At 69.7% G+C, this 22,681-nt stretch carries 21 protein-coding genes; 17 read left to right on the top strand and 4 right to left on the bottom strand.

Annotated elements, in window-relative coordinates; translation table 11 throughout:
• Positions 1 to 127: 127 nt before the first annotated feature.
• From rplS to dprA, 8 genes are all read left to right on the top strand, one after another.
• Positions 128 to 481 (top strand): 50S ribosomal protein L19, encoded by a 354-nt coding sequence (gene rplS, locus PKF00_RS06485; RefSeq protein ID WP_271216451.1) that lies wholly within the window; start codon positions 128 to 130, stop codon positions 479 to 481.
• Positions 482 to 634: 153 nt separating this feature from the next.
• Positions 635 to 1,507, top strand: coding sequence for a signal peptidase I (lepB, locus tag PKF00_RS06480; protein WP_271216450.1), 873 nt, complete (start codon positions 635 to 637; stop codon positions 1,505 to 1,507).
• Positions 1,508 to 1,516: 9 nt separating this feature from the next.
• The gene (lepB, locus tag PKF00_RS06475; protein ID WP_271216449.1) at positions 1,517 to 2,287 is read left to right on the top strand and encodes a signal peptidase I; all 771 of its coding nucleotides are present in this window, start codon (positions 1,517 to 1,519) and stop codon (positions 2,285 to 2,287) included.
• 64 nt (positions 2,288 to 2,351) lie between these two features.
• Entirely contained in the window at positions 2,352 to 3,038 is a 687-nt protein-coding gene (locus tag PKF00_RS06470) for a ribonuclease HII (protein WP_271216448.1), read from the top strand.
• Positions 3,039 to 3,077: 39 nt separating this feature from the next.
• Positions 3,078 to 3,401 (top strand): DUF2469 domain-containing protein, encoded by a 324-nt coding sequence (locus tag PKF00_RS06465; RefSeq protein ID WP_012888569.1) that lies wholly within the window; start codon positions 3,078 to 3,080, stop codon positions 3,399 to 3,401.
• A gap of 568 nt (positions 3,402 to 3,969) precedes the next feature.
• On the top strand, positions 3,970 to 4,332 hold the full coding sequence (locus tag PKF00_RS06460; protein ID WP_271216447.1) for a YraN family protein: 363 nt from the start codon (positions 3,970 to 3,972) through the stop codon (positions 4,330 to 4,332).
• 74 nt (positions 4,333 to 4,406) lie between these two features.
• Positions 4,407 to 5,978 (top strand): YifB family Mg chelatase-like AAA ATPase, encoded by a 1,572-nt coding sequence (locus PKF00_RS06455; protein ID WP_271216446.1) that lies wholly within the window; start codon positions 4,407 to 4,409, stop codon positions 5,976 to 5,978.
• 485 nt (positions 5,979 to 6,463) lie between these two features.
• Positions 6,464 to 7,468, top strand: coding sequence for a DNA-processing protein DprA (gene dprA / locus PKF00_RS06450; RefSeq protein WP_271216445.1), 1,005 nt, complete (start codon positions 6,464 to 6,466; stop codon positions 7,466 to 7,468).
• A 237-nt stretch (positions 7,469 to 7,705) separates the two neighbouring features.
• Here dprA and PKF00_RS06445 read toward each other — a convergent pair whose 3' ends face one another.
• Positions 7,706 to 8,227 carry a M23 family metallopeptidase gene (locus PKF00_RS06445; RefSeq protein ID WP_271216444.1) on the bottom strand — a complete coding sequence of 174 codons (522 nt, stop codon included), beginning with the start codon at positions 8,225 to 8,227 and terminating at the stop codon, positions 7,706 to 7,708.
• 837 nt (positions 8,228 to 9,064) lie between these two features.
• Between PKF00_RS06445 and PKF00_RS06440 the strand changes: the two genes are divergently transcribed.
• The gene (locus tag PKF00_RS06440; RefSeq protein WP_271216443.1) at positions 9,065 to 10,444 is read left to right on the top strand and encodes a CoA transferase; all 1,380 of its coding nucleotides are present in this window, start codon (positions 9,065 to 9,067) and stop codon (positions 10,442 to 10,444) included.
• A 399-nt stretch (positions 10,445 to 10,843) separates the two neighbouring features.
• Positions 10,844 to 12,190, top strand: coding sequence for an APC family permease (locus PKF00_RS06435; protein WP_271216442.1), 1,347 nt, complete (start codon positions 10,844 to 10,846; stop codon positions 12,188 to 12,190).
• Here the strand turns inward: PKF00_RS06435 and PKF00_RS06430 are convergent.
• The gene (locus PKF00_RS06430; protein WP_271216441.1) at positions 12,129 to 13,412 is read right to left on the bottom strand and encodes an MFS transporter; all 1,284 of its coding nucleotides are present in this window, start codon (positions 13,410 to 13,412) and stop codon (positions 12,129 to 12,131) included. The two genes, PKF00_RS06435 and PKF00_RS06430, sit on opposite strands and share 62 nt — an antisense overlap.
• A gap of 88 nt (positions 13,413 to 13,500) precedes the next feature.
• Between PKF00_RS06430 and PKF00_RS06425 the strand changes: the two genes are divergently transcribed.
• The 6 genes from PKF00_RS06425 (at position 13,501) to PKF00_RS06400 (ending at position 19,407) form a co-directional block, all read left to right on the top strand.
• The gene (locus PKF00_RS06425) at positions 13,501 to 14,124 is read left to right on the top strand and encodes an ArsR/SmtB family transcription factor (protein ID WP_271216440.1); all 624 of its coding nucleotides are present in this window, start codon (positions 13,501 to 13,503) and stop codon (positions 14,122 to 14,124) included.
• Positions 14,125 to 14,987: 863 nt separating this feature from the next.
• Positions 14,988 to 15,932, top strand: a complete 945-nt coding sequence (gene rpsB / locus PKF00_RS06420) for a 30S ribosomal protein S2 (RefSeq protein ID WP_271216439.1) — start codon at positions 14,988 to 14,990, stop codon at positions 15,930 to 15,932.
• Positions 15,933 to 16,079: 147 nt separating this feature from the next.
• Complete coding sequence (gene tsf / locus PKF00_RS06415) at positions 16,080 to 16,913, top strand: translation elongation factor Ts (protein ID WP_271216438.1); 834 nt, start codon at positions 16,080 to 16,082, stop codon at positions 16,911 to 16,913.
• Positions 16,914 to 17,035: 122 nt separating this feature from the next.
• Positions 17,036 to 17,734: a UMP kinase gene (gene pyrH / locus PKF00_RS06410; protein WP_271216437.1), complete on the top strand. Its 699-nt coding sequence runs from the start codon at positions 17,036 to 17,038 to the stop codon at positions 17,732 to 17,734.
• Between the two features lie 211 nt (positions 17,735 to 17,945).
• Positions 17,946 to 18,503 carry a ribosome recycling factor gene (gene frr, locus PKF00_RS06405; RefSeq protein WP_271216436.1) on the top strand — a complete coding sequence of 186 codons (558 nt, stop codon included), beginning with the start codon at positions 17,946 to 17,948 and terminating at the stop codon, positions 18,501 to 18,503.
• Between the two features lie 127 nt (positions 18,504 to 18,630).
• Positions 18,631 to 19,407, top strand: coding sequence for a phosphatidate cytidylyltransferase (locus PKF00_RS06400; RefSeq protein ID WP_271216435.1), 777 nt, complete (start codon positions 18,631 to 18,633; stop codon positions 19,405 to 19,407).
• A gap of 94 nt (positions 19,408 to 19,501) precedes the next feature.
• On the opposite strand, the gene PKF00_RS06395 is transcribed toward PKF00_RS06400, so the two are convergent.
• Positions 19,502 to 20,596: a suppressor of fused domain protein gene (locus PKF00_RS06395; protein ID WP_271216434.1), complete on the bottom strand. Its 1,095-nt coding sequence runs from the start codon at positions 20,594 to 20,596 to the stop codon at positions 19,502 to 19,504.
• 80 nt (positions 20,597 to 20,676) lie between these two features.
• Here PKF00_RS06395 and rlmN point away from each other — a divergent pair, with 80 nt between their 5' ends.
• Positions 20,677 to 21,801 (top strand): dual-specificity RNA methyltransferase RlmN, encoded by a 1,125-nt coding sequence (gene rlmN / locus PKF00_RS06390; protein WP_271216433.1) that lies wholly within the window; start codon positions 20,677 to 20,679, stop codon positions 21,799 to 21,801.
• 193 nt (positions 21,802 to 21,994) lie between these two features.
• Here the strand turns inward: rlmN and PKF00_RS06385 are convergent, their stop codons facing one another.
• Positions 21,995 to 22,666, bottom strand: coding sequence for a hypothetical protein (locus tag PKF00_RS06385; RefSeq protein ID WP_271216432.1), 672 nt, complete (start codon positions 22,664 to 22,666; stop codon positions 21,995 to 21,997).
• Positions 22,667 to 22,681: the final 15 nt, after the last annotated feature.

Genomic DNA, 22,681 nt, shown 5'->3' with positions numbered 1-22,681 from the left:
GCGCGCCGTCGGGCAGATAGGCCCGGCTCCCAAGACACATCCACTCCAGCACGTGTGTCCATCGCGATGCCGCCTCATCGCGGCCGGATGGACCTCCACGCGCTCGCCTAAATGAGGTACCACTGTCATGCACACGCTGATCAGCGAGCTCGAGAAGTCCTCGCTCCGCACCGACATCCCGGCTTTCCGTCCCGGTGACACGCTCGAGGTTCACGTCCGAGTGATCGAGGGCAGCCGGTCCCGTGTCCAGGTGTTCAAGGGCTTCGTCCTGCGCCGCCAGGGCAGTGGCGCCCGTGAGACCTTCACCGTCCGCAAGGTCAGCTACAGCGTTGGCGTCGAGCGCACCTTCCCGGTGCACAGCCCGGTCATCGAGAAGATCGTCCTGGTGACCCGTGGTGACGTCCGCCGCGCCAAGCTCTACTACATGCGTGACCTGCGCGGCAAGGCCGCCCGCATCCGGGAGAAGCGCGAAGCCCGCTAAGGCGTCCGCAGCATGCCCTTCTGGCCCGTTCCACCACTGGTGGTGCGGGCCAGTCGCATGCAGGAGGGTTTGACCTCTTATGGCGGACCCATAGCTGTCAGGTAACCAGGTGGGCGCTCAGCCAGCGCTCCTCATCATCTAGGCTCGTCAACGATGACTAGCGAAGACCGGGAGTCCGGCGCAACCTCGCGTCGACCTGTCGAGGACGAGGTGGACGTGGTCGCCGAAGAAACCCAGAAGACCGCCAAGGACGGCAAGGACAAGAAGAAGGGCTCCTTCTGGAAGGAGCTGCCTGTCCTGATCGTTGTCGCGCTGGTTCTCGCGTTCATAATCAAGACCTTCGTGGTTCAGGCGTTCTACATCCCGTCCGAGTCGATGGAGAACACCCTGCTGGTCAACGACCGCGTCCTGGTGAACAAACTCGTCTACCGCGTCCGTGACATCGAGCGCGGCGACGTGGTGGTCTTCTCCGGAGTGGACTCCTGGGACAGCGAGGTTCAGCTCGAGGAGCCGTCCAATCCGGTCACCGGGTTCTTCCGCTGGGTCGGCACCGCGTTCGGCGTCGTCCCCGGGGAGAAGGACTACATCAAGCGCGTCATCGGCGTGCCCGGTGACACGGTGAAGTGCTGCGACGTGAAGGGGCGGGTCACCGTCAACGGGGTGCCCCTGGAGGAGAAGGACTACCTCTACCCCGGCGACGTGCCCTCTCAGAGGTCCTTCGAGGTGAAGGTCCCGCAGGGACGCCTGTGGGTGATGGGCGACCATCGTTCGGTCTCCCTCGACTCCCGCATGCACATGGGCGACCCCGGTGGCGGCGCCATCCCGATCGACAAGGTGATCGGCCGGGCGTTCGTGATCGTGTGGCCGTTCTCCAGGGCCGCGATCATCCCCATCCCCGACACCTTCAACCAGCCGGCGCTCAAGGCCGCCGTCGCCGCGGGAGAGGCGGCCCCCTTCGCCGCCGGGGTCGCGGGGGCGGTGCCCATCGTGCTGTGGCGGCGTCGTCGCCGGCTCGCGAGGCGGTAGCCGTACCCCATGACCGTGGAACGCGAGAACAGGTCCGTCGCCCCCGACGACGAGCCAGACCCCCCGCTCGACGCCGAGCCCGGTTCCCGGCCCGAGAACGGGAGCGAAGCCGAGACCGGGCCCGGACCCGAGAACGGGAGCGAAGCCGGGAGCGGGAGCGGAGCCGAGTCCGGCTCGGAGAAGGCGGAGGAAGCCGGGAAGGCGGGGAAGTCCGGGAAGAAGGGCTCCCGCAAGAGCGGGCTGGCCGAGTCGGCGTTCCTCCTTCTGGCGGGCGTGGTGGTGGCGTTGTTGCTGCAGGCCTTCGTCATCGGGTCGTACCGCATCCCGTCGGAGTCCATGGAGAACACCCTGATCGAGGGCGACCGGGTGGTCGTCAACAAGCTGCACGGCGAGACCGAGCGCGGCGACGTGGTCGTCTTCAAGGGCTGGCAGGGCGACGACACCATCAAGCGGGTCATCGCGGTCGGCGGCGACACCGTGAAGTGCTGCGACGCCAAGAGGCGGATCACGGTCAACGGGGTGCCGCTCGACGAGAAGGCCTACCTTCATCCCGACGACTTCCCCTCGGGTGACAAGTTCGAGAAGGTCGTGCCCGAAGGGCGGTTGTGGGTCATGGGCGACCATCGCTCGGCCTCGGCCGACTCGCGCACGCACGAGGAGATGGAGGGAGAGGGCACGATCTCGGAGAAGGCGGTCATCGGCCGGGCCTTCGCGATCTACTGGCCGTTCTCCAGGGTGCGCCTGTTCTCGACGCCCGAGACTTTCAGCAAGGTGAGATAGCGGTACCGAATGGCCCGGATGGGGCGTACTCTCTGGTCATGGTCGCTATGTCTGCCGTGGTGCCATGACAGTTGCGTTCCGCCCTACGCCCAGCGTGGTCCGGCGAGACTCCGGGCTGTACGGCTATGAACGGGCTCTCGCCCGCCGTGGCCTGGGACCCGTGGCCGGAGTCGACGAGGCGGGCCGGGGAGCCTGTGCGGGCCCCCTGGTGGTCGCGGCGGTGGTGCTCGCGCGCCGGATCGAGGGACTGAACGACTCCAAGGCGTTGGCGGCCTCCAGGCGCGAGTCGCTGTACGAGCAGATCACGGCGACCGCCAGGGCGTTCAGCGTGGTGGTGATCCCGCCGCGGGAGATCGACACGCGCGGCCTGCACAGGTCCAACATCGAGGGAATGCGCCGAGCGGTGGCGCGGCTATCCTGTGATCTTGGTTATGTGCTCACCGACGGTTTTCCCGTCCCGGGCCTGCCTGTGCCGTCACTCGGTGTGTGGAAGGGAGACCAGGTCGCCGCCTGTGTCGCGGCGGCCTCGATTGTGGCGAAGGTGACACGAGACAGGATGATGACCGCACTCCATGAGCGCCATCCCGTGTACGGCTTCGCCGTGCACAAGGGGTATGGCACCGTGGGTCATCGCAGGGCACTCGAGACGTACGGCCCGTGTCCCGACCACCGTTTCTCGTTCGCGACGGTGGCGCGGTCCGGGCCGGGTGAGGTGATGGGTGAGAATGAAGTGGGGGCCGGTGTCGCCTGATCGGGCGGCCCGGGAAGGGCGTGTAACAGGAGGACCGGTATGAGCGCAGAAGATCTCGAGAAATACGAAACCGAGATGGAGCTGCAGCTTTACCGTGAGTACCGCGACGTCGTCGGGCTGTTCACCTATGTCGTCGAGACAGAGCGGCGCTTCTATCTCACGAACTCCGTCGACCTGGACGTCCGCACGGCCGAGAACGGCGACGTGTTCTTCGACGTGAAGATGCAGGACGCCTGGGTGTGGGACATGTACCGTCCTGCGAGGTTCGTCAAGAACGTCCGCGTGGTCACCTTCAAGGACGTGAACGTCGAGGAGCTGGCCAAGCCTGACCTCGAGATGCCCAAGGAGGGCTTCTCGAACTGAGCACCCGCCCTGATCCAGGGCGTTCTTCGTCGTGCCGTGGTCCTCTGCGGCGTCTGAGGATCTGTGTCCGGTGAGGTCCGGCAGGCCTGCGGCGCGTTGAGGGCTTTTCGTGATACCTGGCGGCCTGTGTCGTGTTCAGGGCCTTCGCTGACGTCCCGGGTGTCGACGTCGCGCCGGGATTCGCGCCGTCCGGGATTCCGCGTCGTGACAGGGTCGTCCGAGGCGTCGACGCGGCGGACGGAGACAGGGAGTCCGACGCCGATCGTCCGGCGGCACGGGCGAACGCCTCCTGACGCGGACGCCACGCTGGGATTCGCGCGCCGCTGTCGTGGTCAGCCTCGCGTCACCGTCGCGGGCGGGCCCCGCGGCGCGCCCGGACGCGGGCGTCGCCCCGTCCCCGTGACCGGGCCCAAGCGGCAGGTACGGCAGCGCATTCCTCCGGCGGGACCGCCCGGAGCACGTGTTCTCCACAGGCGTGTCCCGGAGCCGGTTCGATATCCACAGAATCCGCTTCGGTTCCTCGGGGGCGGGGTGAGCTGCGCGAAGGTCTGGAACCGGAGGTGGTTCCATGGCCGCGAAGGATGAGCTCGGCAAACACGGTGAGCAGATCGCCGTCGAATACCTGCTGGCGCACGACATGCAGATCCTGGATCGCAACTGGCGATGCCCCGACGGAGAGATCGACGTGGTCGCCCGCGAGGGGCGCACGCTCGTCGTGGTGGAGGTGAAGACCCGTTCCGGACGCACCCACGGGACCGCTTTCGAGGCGGTGACCGAGGCGAAGCTCGCCCGTCTGCGCAGACTCGCCGCCAAATGGAGGGGCGAGCAGTGCGGCAGGTGCGAACGCTTCGACGTGATCCGCATCGACGTCATCGCCCTGGAACGGTTCGCCGGGGCCTTCACCATTCGTCACGAGCGGGGGATGAGCTGAATGCCCTCCGGACTGTCGTGGACCGTTCGCCATCCACTGCCTTGGACCATCGGTCACCCACGGAGGTGGTGTGAGTGACCGTCGCGCGCACGCGCTGCGTCGCCCTGCTCGGGGTGACCGGCCATCCTGTCGACGTCGAGGCCGATGTGGGCAGCGGCATGGCGGGCACGCATCTCATCGGCATGCTGGACACCGCGCTCAGCGAGGCGCGCGACCGAGTCCGCTCGGCCGTGGTCAACAGCCGCCACGCATGGCCCGACGCCCGCATCACCATCAGCCTGTTCCCCGCCAGCCTGCCCAAACGCGGAAGCATGTTCGATCTGGCGATCGCCGTCGCGCTGCTCGCGGCGGCCGGGTTCGTGCCCGTCGCCAAGGTCGCCAAGCCGTTCTTCCTGGGGGAGCTCGGTCTGGACGGCTCGCTGAGACCCCTGCGGGGCGTGCTTCCCGCTGTGCTGGCGGCCGTCGCCGCCGGCGCCCGCACGGTCGTCGTTCCCGCCCGTAACGCCGCCGAGGCCGCTCTCGTGCCCGACGTGACCGTGATCCCCGCCTCCACCCTGGGGGAGCTGGTGGGTTGGCTGCGCAGCGACGACCAGGTCAATGTGCCCGTGATCGAAGATCTCGGGCAGGATCGGGTCGCCGAGCCCGCGGGCACGTGGTCGCCTTCCTCGACGGGGAGCGGCGAGGTCGTCCCGGACCTGGGCGACGTGGCCGGTCAGCCCTTCGCCCGTCGTGCGCTGGAGGTCTGCGCCGCAGGGGGACACAACCTCTGGATGCTGGGCCCGCCGGGCACCGGCAAGACGATGCTCGCCGAGCGTCTGCCCACCCTCCTGCCGCCGCTGGCACGGGAGCAGGCACTGGAGGTCACCGCGATCCACTCCGTCGCCGGGACACTGCCCGAGGACCGCCCGCTGCTGACCTGTCCGCCATTCGTGGCGCCCCACCACACCGCGACGGTCGCGGCCGTCATCGGCGGAGGCAGCGGAGCGATCCGGCCGGGCGCGGTCTCGCTCGCGCATCGGGGAGTCCTGTTCCTCGACGAGGCCCCCGAATACCCCGCGACCGTTCTCGACTCCCTGAGGCAGCCGCTCGAGTCAGGCACGGTGACGGTCTCCAGGGCGATGGGCGCCGTGACGTTCCCCGCCAGGTTCATGCTCGTTCTCGCCGCGAACCAGTGTCCGTGCGCGCGCCCGTCCAGCCCCGAAGATCCCTGCAGGTGCACTCCGACGACCCGTAGGCGCTACCTCGCCAGACTTTCGGGGCCGCTGCTCGACCGCGTCGACGTCAAGGTCACGCTCTACCGCTCGACCCGGCGCGAGCTTCTCGCCGACCGTCGCTTCATCGAATCGAGCCGTGTGGTGGCCGAGCGGGTGCTCGCAGCCCGCGAACGCGCCGCCAAGAGGTTCGCGAGCACTCCGTGGCGGTGTAACGCGGAGGTGCCCGCCCAAGCACTGCACACCGACTACCTCCCGGCGCCCAAGGCGATGCTTCCCCTGCTGAGCTGCCTCGACAGCGGAGAGCTGAGCGCCAGAGGCCTGGACCGCACTCTCAGGGTCGCCTGGACACTCGCCGATCTCACGGGCAAGGACGCGCCCGAGGTCACCGAGACCAACGCCGCACTCGGTCTGTGGCTGGGGGAGGAACGATGAACGACCGTCTCGCAAGGGTCACGCTGATGCGGGTGGCCGAGCCGGGTGACCCCGTGATGGGCCGGCTTGTCGCCGTCCGCGGGCCGGAGGCCGCCCTCCGGCAGGTTCGCCGGGCATGTCCGGATTCCGAGACCGTCCGCTGGTTCGCAGGCTCTCACGACACCGGTTCCCCTGGTTCACGAGGCGCTCACGGGGCTCAGCCCGGGGCGGAGAGCGCCCATACTGCCCGGTCCGAGAGCCTGTGCGTTCCCGACGCTCGCCCTGAGGCGCAGAGCGATCGCGCCGCCCCTTCCGACACCTGGGACACCCCCGGTTCCTTCCCTGAGGCTCGGGATGCTCTCGATGCCCTCCGACCCGAGACACGAGGGGATCAGTGTGCCCGCTCCGAGGAGCGAGACGACCACGGCGGTCCCTCCGGGGCAGAGGACGCCCACGGTGCTCCGTCCCGGTCGCGGGCCGGTCGGGCCGGGCGGGCCGGTCGGGACGTGACCAGGCTCGACCGGATGTTCGCCTCATGGGCGGCTCGCCTCGAGACTGCGGATCCTGAGCAGGACCTGGCCGAAGGAGAGTGGCACGGGGCCCGGCTGGTGGTCCCGGGAGACTCCGAGTGGCCCACCCAGCTGGACGACCTTGGCGACTGCCGGCCGTACGCCCTCTGGCTCCACGGAGAGGCGGACCTACGGTTCTCCTGTCTCCGATCCGTCGCGGTCGTCGGCTCCCGAGCCGCCACGCCGTACGGCACGCATGTCGCGGCGGAGTTCGGGACCGGACTGGGCGAGCGCGGCTGGACCGTCGTGTCCGGCGGCGCCTACGGGATCGACGGCGCGGCCCATCGCGGAGCCCTCGTGGGTGGGGCGTCGACCGTCGTGGTGCTCGCCTGCGGCGCCGACGTCGTCTACCCCACCGCGCACCATGATCTGTTCGCCGCCGTGCGCTCGCAGGGGCTTCTGGTGAGTGAATATCCGATGGGCGCGCGTCCGACCCGGCCGCGTTTCCTGGTCCGTAACCGGCTGATCGCCGCCCTGTCCAGGGGAAGTCTGGTGATCGAGGCAGCCGTTCGCAGCGGGGCGTTGAACACCGCAGGGCACGCCACCTCGTTGAACCGCGTCTTGGCCGCTGTTCCAGGTCCCGTCACCTCCGAAACCTCGGCGGGGTGCCACCGGCTGATCCGTCAGGGCACGGCGACCTGCGTCACCACTCCGGCGGAGATGGTCGAACTCGTCGGAATGATGGGCGACGACCTGGCCCCCGAGCCTCGAGGCCCGGTGTTCCCGCGTGATCGTCTGAGCCCGGAGACCCGTCAGGTTCTGGAAGCCGTTCCCGTTCGCACAGGGGTGGGCCCGGCCACGATAGCGGTGGCCGCAGGTGTCGATCTGGAGACGGTGCTGTCCTGCCTGGGCGGCCTGGCCGCCGCCGGATACGTCGAGCGCGTCCCCAGAGGCTGGCGCCTGCGCCCCGGCAGGTCCCCTGGAGACCAGGCGTTTTCCTGATCTTTCCGCTGATCGGGTTCGCCGGACGGAGCCCCGCCGCGTTGCCCTCCCGCCGCGAGAACCCTTCGAGCTCCGCGTTTGTCACAGGGGCCGGGTCGTCGCTCGTCGCCGGTGACTTCGGGGCGGGGCGTTGTCCGCCGTACCGGTGTTGTGCGAGATCCATCTGCGGGGTGATCGACATTGTTTCCGAAGGGTGATGACGGGCGGTCTTTCAAGGAGCAGGGGCGTGGTCGCGGTTCATCCGGGGGTCGACGGCCAGATGGGGAGCAGCCTGACCTGGCCGTGTCCCAGCAGGAGAAGCGGATCGAGATAGAAGTGGTCGCGGAGCAGGCCCCAGTGCAGGCAGGCCGTCTGGCAGTGACCGGGAAGGTCCTGGACGACGCCGATGACCTCGCCCTGGCGCACTGCCTGGCCGGGCCGTACCGACGGGTGCACGGGAAGGTATGTCGTCCGCAGCCCGCCGGGGTGGAGAACGGTCACCACTTCACGCTCGGCGAGCGGTCCGGCGTAACCGATCGTCCCGGCGCCCGCAGCCCGGACCTGCGTGCCGGGTGAGGAGGCGAGGTCGACTCCACGGTGACCTGCCAGCCAGGGTTGAGCCGGAGGCGCGAAGCCCCTGAGCACATGGGGGCGTCCCGCGAGCGGCCACTCCCACAGGGGTGTGGGGCCGGTGGGTTCGCTGGGTTTCGAAAGGGTCGCCGAGGTGATCACGTCGTGCCCGCTTCCTGCTCCCGCAGAGGTGATCAGCAGCGCTGACAACAGGGTTCGGACTCCGGATGCGCGGAGGAAATTCACACGTCCAAAGATGAGAGACCTGTGCCGAGCTCGAGCAGGCCGAGCGGCGTTCTGTGGACAGACGACACAACGTTGCGAGCCTGTGGACGGAGCACGGTGAGCAGGAGGGCGCAAGTGGGACGAGCTCTAGGAGGGGCTGGGCGGTTTCGGATCCGGCGGCGTGTCGGCCTCTTGAAGCAGAGACGGAGGAGAAGCCAAGCGCCAGACGGGATGAGCGAAGTCCCGTCGCCGCCCCACTCGGAGGCCGGTCACCGGGCGACTCACCGGACCGGTCTCCACATGTCCAGGATGTCCAGGTCCTACCAGGGACGGGATCGAGATCGGGGGCGAGATCAGGGTGACGGTGAGGACGAAGGGGAGGGCGATGAGCATGGAAGAAGGTGGGGTGGAGGGGGACAGCGTGAGTACGGGACTGTGTGAGCCGGAGACGGGGCGGGCGGAGCCGACGCGGATGGCGAGATGACCGGGGGTGAGATGGCGAGATGACCGGGGGTGATGAGAGGGAAGACGTGGTGAGCGTGGAGGAGGCGCTCAGGCGGGGCGGAAGAGGAGTGGTGTGGGGGAGAACGATGCGCACCGCACCGGCCCGAAACTCCGGATCGAAACCGCGTCTGGTCTCTGCCGTGCCCGACCTCCCCCTTGGGGCAGATCTCCACGCTACGAGGGGGAGAGCCAGATCTCCACGTTCGAGGGGAGAGCCGGGGTGGAGAGGGCGTGTTCAGGGGTGAGGGGAGTGGCGTGAGCGGGGAGGGCGAGGGGCAGGGCTTGCCCAGGGGTGATGTGAGGGGAAACGGGGACGGCGTGGGAGAAGGGAGCCGGGTGGAGGGCGTCACGGTCGAGGGATGTGTACGGGAACTGGCCGATGAAGTGAGAGTCGAGCTGCCATCGGTTCGGGTCACCGGAGCCGACCCCGTGTTGCCGTCCGTCTTCATGGTCGGTACGGCTGCGGCTGTCGCGGTGGGAGCCGTCACGGCTGCGGCCGCGAAGCTCCGGGGTGGCGCGGGGGAGGCGGGGGTGGACGTGCGGGAGGCCGCCGTCGCCTTCCGGGACGAGCGCCACTTCAGGGTCGACGGCGCGGGGCTGAATCCATGGGCCGCGGTTTCCGGCGACTACCGGACCGTCGACGGCTGGGTTCGGCTGCACTGCAACTTCGACCATCACCGCGACGCGGCTCTCGCGGCACTGGGACTGCCCGCCGGCTCGGGCGTCGACGCCGTGACCAGGGCGTGTGCGGGCCGTAGCGCCGTCGAGCTCGAAGAGGCGGTCACGGCGGCGGGAGGGTGCGCGGCCGCGATGCGGAGCCGCGCCGAGTGGCGGGCGCACCCGCAGGGACGGGCGGTCGCCACACTGCCGCTCATCGGCGTGACACAGATGGACGGTGGAAGGGCAGAACGGGACGGTGGAGGGGCGGGGCGCGGGCGGCCGTTGGACGGGGTGCGGGTGCTGGACCTGACACGGGTGATCGCCGGACCGGTGGCCACGCGTACGCTCGCCGCCCACGGGGCGAAGGTTCTGGGGGTGGGAGCCGATCACCTGCCCGAGATTCCGGGCCTGATGATCGGCACGGCGTTCGGGAAGCGGTCCTGTCATCTTGATCTGAGAACCCGGGAGGGGGCCGCCGCGCTGCGTGACCTGGTCGCGGGGGCGGACGTGCTCGTGCAGTCGTATCGGCCCGGAGCGCTGGAGGCGCTGGGTTTCGGCCCTCGGGAACTGGCCGGGATCAGGCCGGGGATCGTGTGCGTCGACATCTCCGCGTACGGCTCGCACGGTCCGTGGGCGGGCAGACGAGGCTTCGACAGCCTGGTCCAGATGGTGTGCGGCATGGCTCACGAGGGCGGGAACGGGCTGAGACCGCGTCCCCTCCCCGCCCAGGTTCTCGACCACGCCACCGGCTACCTGGCAGCCTTCGGCGCGATGGCCGCCCTGCTGCGCCGGTCGGCGGAGGGCGGCTCCTGGAGGGTGGAGCTGTCGCTGGCCAGGACCGCCCTGTGGCTGGACTCCCTCGGCCGTGTCGACGGCGGGGACACACCGGAACCGGAGGTCGCCGACCTGCTCGGTGAGATGGACAGCCGGTTCGGGAGGCTCACCTATGTCAGGCCGCCAGGCACCGTCGACGGCGCCTCGCCGTACTGGGCGGGCCCGCCGCCGGAGCGGGGGGAGCACCCGCCCGCCTGGTGGTGAGGCCGCCCCTCATGGCTTCGAACAGGGGTGACCTTCGTGAGGTTCGGGAAACAGATGAGTCTCCGCGGTGGGCGATCCCGGCTCGTCGCGGGTAGTCATCGAGGTGAGGCCGCTCGGGAGCGGGACGGTTCCGGTCCTGGGCGGGCCTGGCAGTCCGTGGGCAGTCCGTGGGCAGTCCGTGGGCAGTCCGTGGGCAGTCCGTGGGCAGTCCGTGGGCAGTCATGGACGCGGTGCCTTCCGGTGCCAGATGACTTTCCTCTGGGTGTCCCGGGGTGTCCCGAGGTGTCCTGGGCAGTCATGGACCCGGTGTTTCCGGGAAAGGACGCGGTGTTTCCGGGGAGGGGGAGTCCCCGTGTTCTCGGGTGAGGGGCGAGGCGTTCTCGTCCGGAGAGGGGTGGCGTGGAAAGACAGGTGAGGCTGCGCCGCACGCTCTCGGCTCGGGATCTGATCGTCTACGGGTTGCTGTTCATCGGGCCGCTGGCTCCGGTCGGCGTGTTCGGGGTGCTCGACGCCAAGAGCTCGGGGGCGGTCGGGCTCGTCTACGTCATCGCCACGATCGCCATGGCCTTCACCGCCGTCTCGTACGCCGAGATGTCGAGGGTGGTGCCGAAGGCGGGGTCGGTGTTCGCCTACGCCTCGGCGGGGCTGGGACCGTCGGCCGGGTTCCTGGCGGGGTGGCTGGTCATGCTCGACTACATGCTCATCCCGAGCGTGGCCTACCTGTTCTCCGGGATCGCGCTGCACGCCCTCTTCCCTTCCGTCCCGGCCTGGGCCTTCACCGCGCTGGCCTTCGTGGCGACCACCGCGCTGAACGTCTCGGGAGTGCGGCTGGCCGCCCGGGTCGGTCTGGTCGTGCTGCTCGCCGAGATCGTGGTGCTGGCCGTGTTCGTGGTGTTGGCGGTCGCGGTGCTGGTCACCGAGGGGCCGGCCAGGCCGTGGTCGTCGCCGTTCGTCGGAGTCGGAGGGACCACGGTCACCGCGGTGATCGGGGCCGTCTCGGTCGCGGTGCTGTCGTTCCTGGGATTCGACGCCATCGCCTCGTTCGCCGAGGAGACGACCGGCGACTCCCGTCAGGTCGGCAGGGCGGTGCTGATCTGTCTGGGGGTCGCGGGGGCGCTGTTCGTGCTCCAGACCTGCCTGGCCGGCCTGCTGGCCCCGATGAGCCCGGCTGAGCTGGCCGCGAACCCGTCCGCGCAGGGCACCGCCTTCTATGACGTGACGGCCCTGTCGGTCGCGCCGTGGCTGGCCGACCTGATGAAGGTCGCCAAGGCGGTCGGGCCCGCGTTCGCCGCGATGACCGCCGTGGCGGCCGCGGGGCGGCTGCTGTACGGCATGGCCAGGGACGGCGGGCTGCCCCGCGCGCTGTCGTCGGTCGACCCGGGCTCGGGGACGCCCCGGGTGGCGCTTCTCAGCACGGGAACGGTCACGCTGGTCGTCTCCGTGTGGGCGGCGAGCAGGCCGGACGGCCTCGACGTGCTGGTCTCGATCGTGGACATCGGGGCGCTGGCGGCGTTCACGATGTTGCACGCGTCCGTGATCGGATATTTCAGGATTCGCCAGGGCAGTCGTGACCTGTGGCGGCATCTGGCCGTGCCTGTCGCGGGCGGGCTCGTCGCGATCTGGATCATCGTGCTGGCGGCTCCCCTCGCCAAGCTCGTCGGTCTGGCCTGGCTGGCGGCAGGGATCATCGTTCTCGCGGTGCGGAGGGGCGGCCCAGGAAGGAGAGCCAGATCCACGGGATCGTGAGAGCGACCCCCAGCGCGCCGAGCCACAGCACCGGACGCAGGCCCAGCAGATCGCCGAGCAGGCCGCCGACGAGGCCGCCGACGGACAGGACGCCCTGAACGGTGAAGGTGTTCGTGGCGTTGACCCGGCCCCGCAGTTCGACGGGGGTCTCGCGGAGGATGACGGCGCTGAAGCAGACGGCGAAGGCCAGCACGGCTGTTCCGCTGACCAGCCCGCTGGCGGCCATCAGGAGGGACTTGGCCCACAGCGGCCCTGAGGCGAGCGCCGCGGTCACGTAGTTGAGCGGGAAGAACAGCACCGCGCAGGCCAGAACCCGGCTCTCGCCGAACCGCCTGGCCGCGCGCGGGGTGACGGCCGCGCCGATCAGGCCTCCGACGCCGAAGAAGGCGGTGAGCGCCCCGATCAGCCCGGCGGGCAGATGGAGCTCGGTGATCGCGTAGAGCACGAAGACCGCGCCGTAGGCGGCGCCGAAGAAGTTGATCACGATTCCGCAGCCACAGAGCACCCGGAGCACGGGGTGGCCCGTGACCGCGCGCAGGCCCTCGCGGATCTCGGTCCACATGCCGCGTGAGGGAGCCGGGACGTGGTTCTCCTCCGCCTTGATCGACCGGATCAGGAACGCCGAGAGCAGGAACGACACGGCGTCGACCAGGATCGCGAACGGCGCTGTGACCAGCTGCACGAGCAGTCCCGCGAGTCCGGGGCCGCATACGGAGGCGATGGAGAAGACCGAGTGCATGCCCGCCAGGGCCTCGGTCCGCTGCTCCTCGCGAACCACCACGGCCAGGTGTGGGAAGCTCGCCGCCCGGAAGACCGCGGTGCCGACGCCGACGACGAACGCCACCGCGACCAGCCACGGAACGGTCAGCAGCCCGGCGGCCCAGGCGAGGGGAACCGTGGCCATGGCCAGCGCCGAGGCGGCCTCGCAGGCGACCATGACCGGCCGGTGACGTCTGAGCCGGTCGGCGATCGCGCCCGCCTGGAGCCCGAACAGCAGGAATGGCAGCGAGGAGACGGCGGTGAGCACGCCCATCTGGGTGGGCGACGCGCCGAGCAGCACGGCGGCCGTCAGCGGCACGGCCAGCCGGGAGACCTCGGTGCCGGTTTCCGAGGCGGCACGGGCGGACAACAGGAGCCGGTAGTCGCGCTGTCTGCGCAGGGGGACCACCGGTGGCGGGGTTGTTTGGAGCACGAGGATCACGCCGCTTTCCTGGACGGGCATTTGTGAAGGGAGTGCTTCACAACTGTGAAGGTAGTCCTTCATAGTTGTGAAGGCAATCCTTCAGACATGAAGTGGGTACGGTTTGCACATGACCCAGGCACGCGAGCCGCTCACCGATCCCGTGGCGATGCGCGCGCTCGCCCATCCCGCGCGACTGGCGATTCTGAACCGGCTCCAGGTCGAGGGGCCCGCGACCGCGACAGAGGTCGCAGAGGTCGTCGGCGTCACGCCGAGCGCGGCCAGCTACCACCTGCGCATGCTCGCCAAGTACGGCTTCGCCGAGGACGCGCCCGCTCGCGGCGACGGCAGGGAGAGGCTGTGGCGTTCCGGCCCCCGTGGCGTGGCCGTCTCCCCCGACCCGGACGACCGGCCCGAGGTGCGGGCGGCCAAGGACCTGCTGATCAAGGCCGTGCGCGACCAGGCGGCCGACGAGGTGGCCCGCGCCCTGGACAACTTCGACCGGGAGTCGCGGGAGTGGCGCGAGGCCTCGGTGTTCACCCGCACCGTCCTGCTGGTGGACGCCGAGGAGCTGAAGGAACTGAACAACCGCATTGACGACCTGCTGGCCCCCTACCGGGTCACCCGGAGGGACAGGTCCGAGGCTCCGGTGGGGGCGAGGGTCTCCGAGGCCCAGGTCAACCTCTTCCCCCGCGCCGAGCGGCGTCCGCACGGGCTTCCCCGCGACAGCGGGCTCCCCGACGACGGTCGGTGAGGCGGCCGGAGGCGTTCCCCGGGTGCTCACCGTCGACCGGCGCCGACCTGCTCCGCGTCGCGGCTCGCCGTACCGGCGCCGAGGATGCGGAACGGTGCGGGAAGACACGGATGGGGTCTGTGGGGTTGTGATCGCGGGGTGCTGTGGGGTTGTGATCGCGGGGTGGTGCGGGTGCGAGGGCGGTGTTGTGAGAGTTACGCGTGGCGTTGAGAGTCGACGGACGCTTGGGTGAGTCGAGGCTGTGGTCGCCGCGAGGTTGTAACCGTGGTGCTGTGAGACCTGGTGGTGTCGAAGGTGACGCTGTGGTGCTACGACGTCTTGGGCGTCGCGTGGTGCGGTGCTGTGGGATGTGGTCCCGGGGTGGCACGGGTGCGGTGCTGTGAGAGTCGGTGCCAGGGGCGACGTGGTGTTGTGAGAGTCGGGCGTGGTGCCGTGAGACCTCGTGGTGTCGAAGGTGACGTTGTGGTGTTGCGACGTCTTGGGGGTGTGGGGGCGCGGGGCGCGGCTGTGAGGGTCGTGGGGCCCATGGTGCCGGGACGGGAAGGGCGGGGGGAGGCGTCGCGGCGGGTGAGGGGTGCGGGGGGTGGGGGCGGTGTGTCGTTCGGGGACCGTGTGGGGTTTCCTCGCGACAGGCAGGGGCCGGTTGACGCGCTGAGGTCAGCGTGAGGCCTGGCTGAGGGTACACTTTTCGATGGCCTGCCACGTGCGGGCCGACTTCGCATGCCCCGTCAAGAACCGTCCCCTCGGTCCGGGTGAGAGCCCGGCTGGAGTCGGTTCGGAGCATCAGGGCGGCGGTCGAGGACCGCCGCGCCAAACCGAGAACAGCGCCCAGCGATGGGCGCTCCGACCTGGAGGACAATCACATGTCCACCCCCGTCGTCACCATGCGACAGCTGCTCGAGAGCGGCGTCCACTTCGGCCACCAGACCCGTCGCTGGAACCCGAAGATGAAGCGCTTCATCTTCACCGAGCGCAACGGCATCTACATCATCGACCTCCAGAAGTCGCTGTCCTACATCGACAGGGCCTACGACTTCGTCAAGGAGACCGTCGCGCACGGCGGCACGATCATGTTCATCGGCACGAAGAAGCAGGCCCAGGAGGCCATCGCCGAGCAGGCCGCGCGCGTCGGCATGCCGTACGTCAACCAGCGCTGGCTGGGTGGCATGCTCACCAACTTCTCCACCGTGCACAAGAGGCTCCAGCGTCTGAAGGAGCTCGAGGAGCTCGACTTCGACAACGTGGCCGGCTCGGGGCTCACCAAGAAGGAGCTCCTCATGCGCCGCCGCGAGAAGGAGAAGCTGGAGCGCACCCTCGGCGGCATCCGCGACATGTCCCGCGTGCCCAGCGCGGTGTGGGTCGTCGACACCAAGAAGGAGCACATCGGGATCAGCGAGGCCCGTAAGCTCAACATCCCGGTCGTCGCGATCCTCGACACCAACTGTGACCCGGACGAGGTCGACTACCCGATCCCGGGTAACGACGACGCCATCCGCGCCGTCGGCCTGCTGACCCGCGTCGTCGCCGACGCCGTCGCCGCCGGCCTCATGGCCCGCGCCGGTGTCAGCCGCGGCGACGACAAGCCGGCCGTCGCCGGTGGCGCCGAGCCGCTGGCCGAGTGGGAGCAGGAGCTGCTCGCGGGCGCCGAGAACGCCCCGGCCGCCGAGGCCGCTGCCCCGGCCGCTGAGGCCGCCGCTCCGGTCGCCGAGGCTGAGGCTGAGGCTGAGGCCGCCGCCCCGGTCGCCGAGAACGACGCCGACGCCGAGGCCGCCGCTCCGGCCGCCGAGGCCGACGACAAGCAGGCCTAGGCCTCTCTCGTACGGCGCAGCCGTACGACCCGCAAGGCTCTTTTCCGGGTGGGCGCGCTCGTCACAGGGGCGCCCACCCGATCCACCCAGCCACCTGATCTCATGCCGACTTCTGAGATCAGTGATGATCCCCACGAGGAAAAGACAATGGCTTCCGTGAACATGGCCGACGTCAAGCGGCTTCGTGAGCTGACCGCCGCCGGCATGATGGACTGCAAGAAGGCTCTTGAGGAGTCCGAGGGCGACTTCGACCGCGCCGTCGAGCTCCTGCGTCTCAAGGGCGCCAAGGACGTCGGCAAGCGCGAGGCTCGCACCGCCTCCAACGGCCTGGTCGCCCTCAAGCAGGACGGCGACTCCGCCGCCGCGCTGCTCGAGCTCAACTGCGAGACCGACTTCGTCGCCAAGGGTGAGCGTTTCCAGGAGCTCGCGGCCCAGGTCGTCACGCACATCCTGGCCACCAAGCCCGCCGACGTGCCCTCCCTGCTGGAGTCCGTCCTCGACGGCAAGTCCGTCAAGGAGCAGCTGGACGAGGCCAACGCCGCGCTCGGCGAGAAGATCGAGATCCGCCGGTTCGCGGTGCTCGAGGGTGGCTTCATCGGCGCCTACATGCACAAGACCGACCCGCAGCTTCCGCCGGCCGTCGGCGTGCTGGTCCAGCTCGACAGCGCCAACGCCGAGGTCGCCAAGGACATCGCGCAGCACGCCGCCGCGATGGCTCCGAAGTACCTCAACCCCGCCGAGGTTCCCGCCGACGTCATCGAGAAGGAGCGTGCGCTCTTCGAGGAGATGACCCGCGAGGAGGGCAAGCCCGAGGCCGCCATCGCCAAGATCGTCGATGGTCGCATCAACGGCTGGTACAAGGACTTCACCCTGCTTGAGCAGGCCTTCGTCAAGGACAACAAGAAGACCGTGGCGAAGTTCGCCGGCGAGAACGGCGTTCAGGTCCAGGCCTTCGTCCGCTTCAAGGTCGGCCAGGCTTAGGCTTGACCCAGCTTCTCTCATCAGCGCGCTAAAACGAGGAGGCCGCCGCCGTGCAGGAGAACTCAGAACCCGCTACGTCGGCGGTTTCGTCGTATGCGGGCCCGCTTCGCTGGAAGCGCGTCATGTTGAAACTGTCCGGCGAGGCCTTCGCCGGCGGTGAGCCGTTGGGCATCGCCCCCGGCGTCGTCGGCCACCTGGCCGACTCGATCGCCGAGGCGGTCCGCAAGGGCGTCCAGGTCGCGGTCGTGGTCGGCGGCGGAAACATGTTCCGCGGCGCGGCCATGTCCGAACGCGGCATGGACCGCGCCAGGGCCGACTACATGGGCATGCTCGGCACGGTCATCAACTGCCTGGCCCTTCAGGACTTCCTGGAGAAGCGCGGCATCGACACCCGCGTCCAGACGGCGATCACCATGCAGCAGGTCGCCGAGCCCTTCCTGCCCCGTCGCGCCATCCGCCACCTGGAGAAGGGGCGCGTGGTCATCTTCGGGGCCGGGCTCGGCTCGCCGTTCTTCTCCACCGACACCTGCGCCGCCCAGCGTGCGCTGGAGGTCGGCGCCGAAGCACTGCTCAAGGGCACCCAGGTGGACGGCGTCTACGACGCGGACCCCCGAAAGAACCCCGACGCCGTCCGCTTCGATCACCTCGAATATGGTGAGGTGCTGACCCGCGGTCTCGGTGTCATGGACGCCACCGCCATCAGCCTGTGCATGGACAACGGCCTGCCCATCGTGGTCTTCGACCTCATGGGGGAGGGCAACATCCTGCGGGCGGTGCGCGGTGAGAAGATCGGCACGCTGGTGAGTCCGGCAGGGAAATAGGGAGCGAACCTGACGCAGCGAGCGAAGCGGTAGGCGACGCAGGAGTCTCCCGTGGAGTGAGCGGGGAGGGTGAGTGACCCAAGAGACGGGGAACGAGCCTGACCACGGCGAGCGGAGCGGGGGCGGCACGGCTGGAGGTGCTCCTCCGGCGGGACGGCGTTCCGCGATGCGAGTGTGGAATGGTGAGTGACCGAGAAGGCAGGGAGCCGCTGTGATTGACGAAACTCTCTTCGAAGCCGAAGAAAAGATGGAGAAGGCCGTGTCCGTGGCGAAGGACGACTTCGCCGGCATTCGCACGGGCCGAGTCACCCCGTCGATGTTCAACAAGATCAGCGCTGAGTACTACGGGGCTCTCACGCCCATTCAGCAGCTGGCCTCGTTCCACGTCCCCGAGGCTCGCATGGTCGTCATCCAGCCCTTTGACAAGGGTTCGATGGCCGCGATCGAGAAGGCGATCCGCAACTCCGACCTGGGTGTCAACCCGGGCAACGACGGCCAGGTCATCCGCGTGGCCTTCCCCGAGCTGTCGGAGGAGCGCCGCAAGGAGTACATCAAGGTCGCCCGGGGCAAGGCGGAGCAGTCCAGGGTCTCCATCCGCAACATCCGCCGCCACGCCAAGGAGACCCTCGACAAGATGGTCAAGGACGGCGAGGCCGGTGAGGACGAGGTGCGTCGCGCGGAGAAGGAGCTCGACGACCTCACTCAGAGGCACGTAGCCAAGATCGACGAGCTGCTCAAGCACAAGGAAGCCGAGCTGCTCGAAGTCTGAGCCCGTGATCCTTGTCCCGCCCGGGCCTTCCCGCGCGGGGCAAGGATTTTGCGTATGAGAGTAGGACCTCTTGGAATCTGCGGCGGGCGGTAGCCGTACCGGCCGGAATCTTCCTGCCGCGATCGCGGTGGGCGCAGGCCTGGGGGTGGTCATCATCGCCTCCCTCTACCTCGTCGAGTGGCTCTTCCTGGCCGTGCTGGTCGCGGCGGTCGGCATTGGCGTGACGGAGCTCGTCAAGTCGTTCGAGGCCAGGGACATCACCGTTCCGACGATCCCGGTCCTGGTCGGGATGACGGCCATGATCTGCGGCGCCTACTGGGGCGGGCAGGACGGTCCCGCGTGGCTGGTCGGCGTCTTCGCGATGACCGTGCTCGTGCTGATGATCTGGCGGATGTTCCAGGGGACGGAAGGCTACGTCCGCGACATCTCCGCGACCGTCCTGGTCACCGTCTATCCCTCGCTGCTCGCCGGATTCGTGGCGCTCCTGCTCGCCAACCCCGACCAGGGGCCGGACCGGGTGGTCGTGTTCATCGCCACCACGGCCGCGAGCGACATCGGCGGATACTTCGCGGGCATCTCCTTCGGCAGGCACAAGATGTCGCCGCTGATCAGCCCGAAGAAGACCTGGGAGGGCTTCGCGGGCTCCGCCCTGGCGTGCATGGCCGTCGGCGGCTGGCTGGTGGCGTGGCTGCTGGAGGACGCCGTCTGGAAGGGCGTGCTGATCGGCGCGGTCGCGGTGGTCTTCGCCACGCTCGGGGACCTCGTCGAGTCGGTGATCAAGCGGGATCTCGGCGTCAAGGACATGGGCAGCGTGCTGCCGGGGCACGGCGGCCTCATGGACCGCCTCGACTCTCTCGTCGCGGCGCTGATTCCGGTCTGGGCCCTGCTCACCCTGCTGGTGTGAGGCACCGGTGTGAAGCGGTGTGAGGCCGGTGCGAGCCGCGCCTCGGGGCCGGTGCGGGCCCCGGCCCATGTGGGTCCGGTGAGTCGAGGCCGGTTCATCCTGTCCCGGGGGGCGTCCCGGTGAGCCGGGCGGCCGAAAGGCGGGGGAGCAGCGCGCGATAGCCCGACTCCGCGACCAGGTGCAGCTCCTCCGCGGTGACGGGGATCAGCCACAGCCACTGCACGGCGTCCCCGCCGAAGACGAAGCCCGACAGGTCGGGCAGTCCGGGCAGGCCGGTCAGCATGATGACGCCGCTGTAGGCGGAGCCGAGCGGGAACGTCTCAGGGCGGTGGTACCACTTCGCGGTGTGTCCGTGCCCCAGCCAGGTGACCGAATGCCAGGGGTACTGGGCCAGCCACAGGAAGAGCCGTGCCGCGTCGCGCGCGTCGCCGGGGGTGGCGACGGCCAGCTCGACCCGGGCGTGGGCCTCAGGGCGTTCGATGTACTGCTCGACGGTGGGCATCGGCTGGCAGCTCATCCCCACCGTGGACAGGATGGTGTACTCCCGGTCCCCCTCGGGCGGCCGTTCGGTGATGCCGACCGTGGGCAGCCGCTCGCCGCCCGCGTCCCAGAACCTGCCCGCCATCCCGGCGGTCCGGTCCAGGTGGCCCATCACGAACTGCTGGAACGTCGCCCAGGATCCGTCGCCGCCGCGCCAGTCCCAGTAGGCGCGTGCCCTTTCCAGTCGGGGGGCCAGGCCTTCGAGGGCCTCCTCGAGCGACCAGGCGAACGGGGACTCGCCCACGGCCTCCAGGCAGTAGCCCGGCATGCCGCGGCTCATGTCGGCCCAGCCAGGAATGACCGCGAGCAGCTCGTCGTTCTCGTACAGGGCGACGCCGTCGCCCTCCTCGAACCACAGTGGGCGCAGGTCGCCCAGCGGCGGCCTGCCTTCGGGGTGCCGGGTGTTGGCCCTGGGAGCCACAGGGGGGAGCTCGGAGTCGAGGCGGCCCAGATCGATCGTCTCCGGAGCGGGGCCGTGGTTGGCCAGCCATACGGCTCCGTGCACCGTGCCCTGGGGTCCGCACAGGTAAGCTACCGAGGAGGCCTCGTCGCGTTCGACCACCAGTGTGCGGCTCCCGTAGGGATTGACGTCGGTGAACACGATCTCGACGCCGTCTCCCCGCTCGCCTGTGGAGCGGATTGTCGCCATACCTCCGGACTCTAGATCAGTGGCGAGCGCCGCTCCGCCTATTCGAGTATTCGCGTAACCGTTGAGAGAAGGCTTTGGACGTGTCGACTGCCAGCCAGAGCGGGGCTCCCGCCCCCGGCCAGCTCACCTTCGTGGCGCCCCGCCGGGCCAAGCCCGCGCGCCACCTGGCCGACCTGACCATGGCCGAGCGCAGGGCCGCGGTCGCCGAGCTGGGCGAGAAGCCGTTCCGTGCCGACCAGCTCTCCCGGCACTACTTCGAGAAGCTCAACGGCGATCCGCGGCTCATGACGGACCTGCCCGCCGCGGCCAGGGAGAAGTTCGCCACCGCGCTGTTCCCCACGTTGCTCACCTCGGTCAGGGAGATGACGACCGACGCGGGCACCACCCGTAAGACGTTGTGGCGGCTGTTCGACGGCGCGCTGGTCGAGTCCGTCCTGATGCGCTACACCGACCGGACGACCATGTGTGTCTCCTCCCAGGCGGGCTGCGGCATGAACTGCCCGTTCTGCGCCACGGGCCAGGCGGGCCTGACCCGCAACATGACCACCGCCGAGATCGTCGAGCAGGTCGTCGCCGGAGCGCGTGCCCTGGCCGCGAACCAGGTCCCCGGCGGTCCCGGGCGGGTCAGCAACGTCGTCTTCATGGGCATGGGCGAGCCGCTGGCCAACTACAAGGCCGTGGTCGGCGCGGTGCGCAGGATGGTCGAGCCCGCTCCTGAGGGGCTGGGCATCTCCGCCCGCGGCATCACCGTCTCAACGGTCGGCCTGGTGCCGGCGATCGGCAAGCTCGCCGACGAGGGGCTGCCGGTGACGCTGGCGCTCTCCCTGCACGCGCCGGACGACGAGCTCCGCGACACGCTGGTGCCGATCAACACCCGCTGGAAGGTCGCCGAGGTCCTCGACGCCGCCTGGGACTACGCGGCCAGGACCAAGCGCCGCGTCTCCATCGAGTACGCCCTGATCAAGGACATCAACGACCAGGAGTGGCGGGCCGACCTGCTCGGCAAGCTGATCAAGAACAAGCTCGTGCACGTCAACCTGATCCCGCTCAACCCGACCCCGGGCTCCAAGTGGACCGCCTCCCGCCCCGAGGACGAACGGGCCTTCGTCCGCCGCCTGGAGTTCCACGGCGTCCCGGTGACCGTCCGCGACACCCGGGGCAGGGAGATCGACGGAGCCTGCGGCCAGCTCGCCGCCGCCGAGTAGCCCTTCGCGGCGGGACCGTACGGCTGCGCCCCCGGCGGCCGCCTCCCGCCGTCCTCCCGGCCGCCCCCGCGACGAGCGCTCCCCGGGCCCGCGCCGCGAGCGCCGCCACGCCTTGCCGCCCCGCGACGAGCGCTCCCGGGCCCGCGCCGAGCGCCGTCACGCCCTGCCGTGCCTGTGAGGCGGCTCGTGGCTCTCAGGGGCGGTTGCGGCGCAGCCGTAGGTAGGCGGCCATGCCCACCGCGGTCCACAGGAGCGTCGCCGCGGCGATCTGGGGCAGGACCGCGCCGAGTGTGCCGGTGTTCGCCGCCCGCATCCACGGCATGATCGGCACCAGGAAACCGCCGAACGGGGTGAGGCTGAGCAGCAGCATGGCCAGGTAGCCGCCGAACAGGGCGATCATCGAGGTGCCGGGGGAGAGCACGATCGGCATGCTGGAGAGCGCGCCGAGTGCGGTTCCGACGCTCAGCCCGAGCAGGTGCAGCGCGATGCCGAGCGCCAGGTCGCCGGGGCCGGGAAAGGCGCTGAAGCCGATGACCAGGGGCAGCGCGACCGCGAACGCCGCCATGCCGACGTTGACGACGAGCGCGGCGAGCAGACCTCCCACGATCTCCCGGCTCGGGCGGCCCGCGGCGGTCATGGAGATCAGTCTCTGCGTCGGGGGCTCGGTGTCGAGCAGCCCGCGGGCGGCCCAGGCGAAGACGATGATCAGCAGTCCGGCCGAGTCGCCGTACGAGGGCAGCTCCTTGCCCGGGGGGACCGTCGACGAGTAGAAGATGATCAGCATTGCGACCAGCCCGATCATGGGCTGGAGCAGGCGGTGTGACCGTGCGTACGCGGCCAGTTTGAAGCGGACGAGGGGGATCATTCGCCTCTCCGGGTC

This window comes from Streptosporangium carneum (assembly GCF_027922005.1).
In the GTDB taxonomy this organism is placed as follows: domain Bacteria; phylum Actinomycetota; class Actinomycetes; order Streptosporangiales; family Streptosporangiaceae; genus Streptosporangium; species Streptosporangium carneum.
This window is presented reverse-complemented; position numbering and strand designations above follow the sequence as displayed.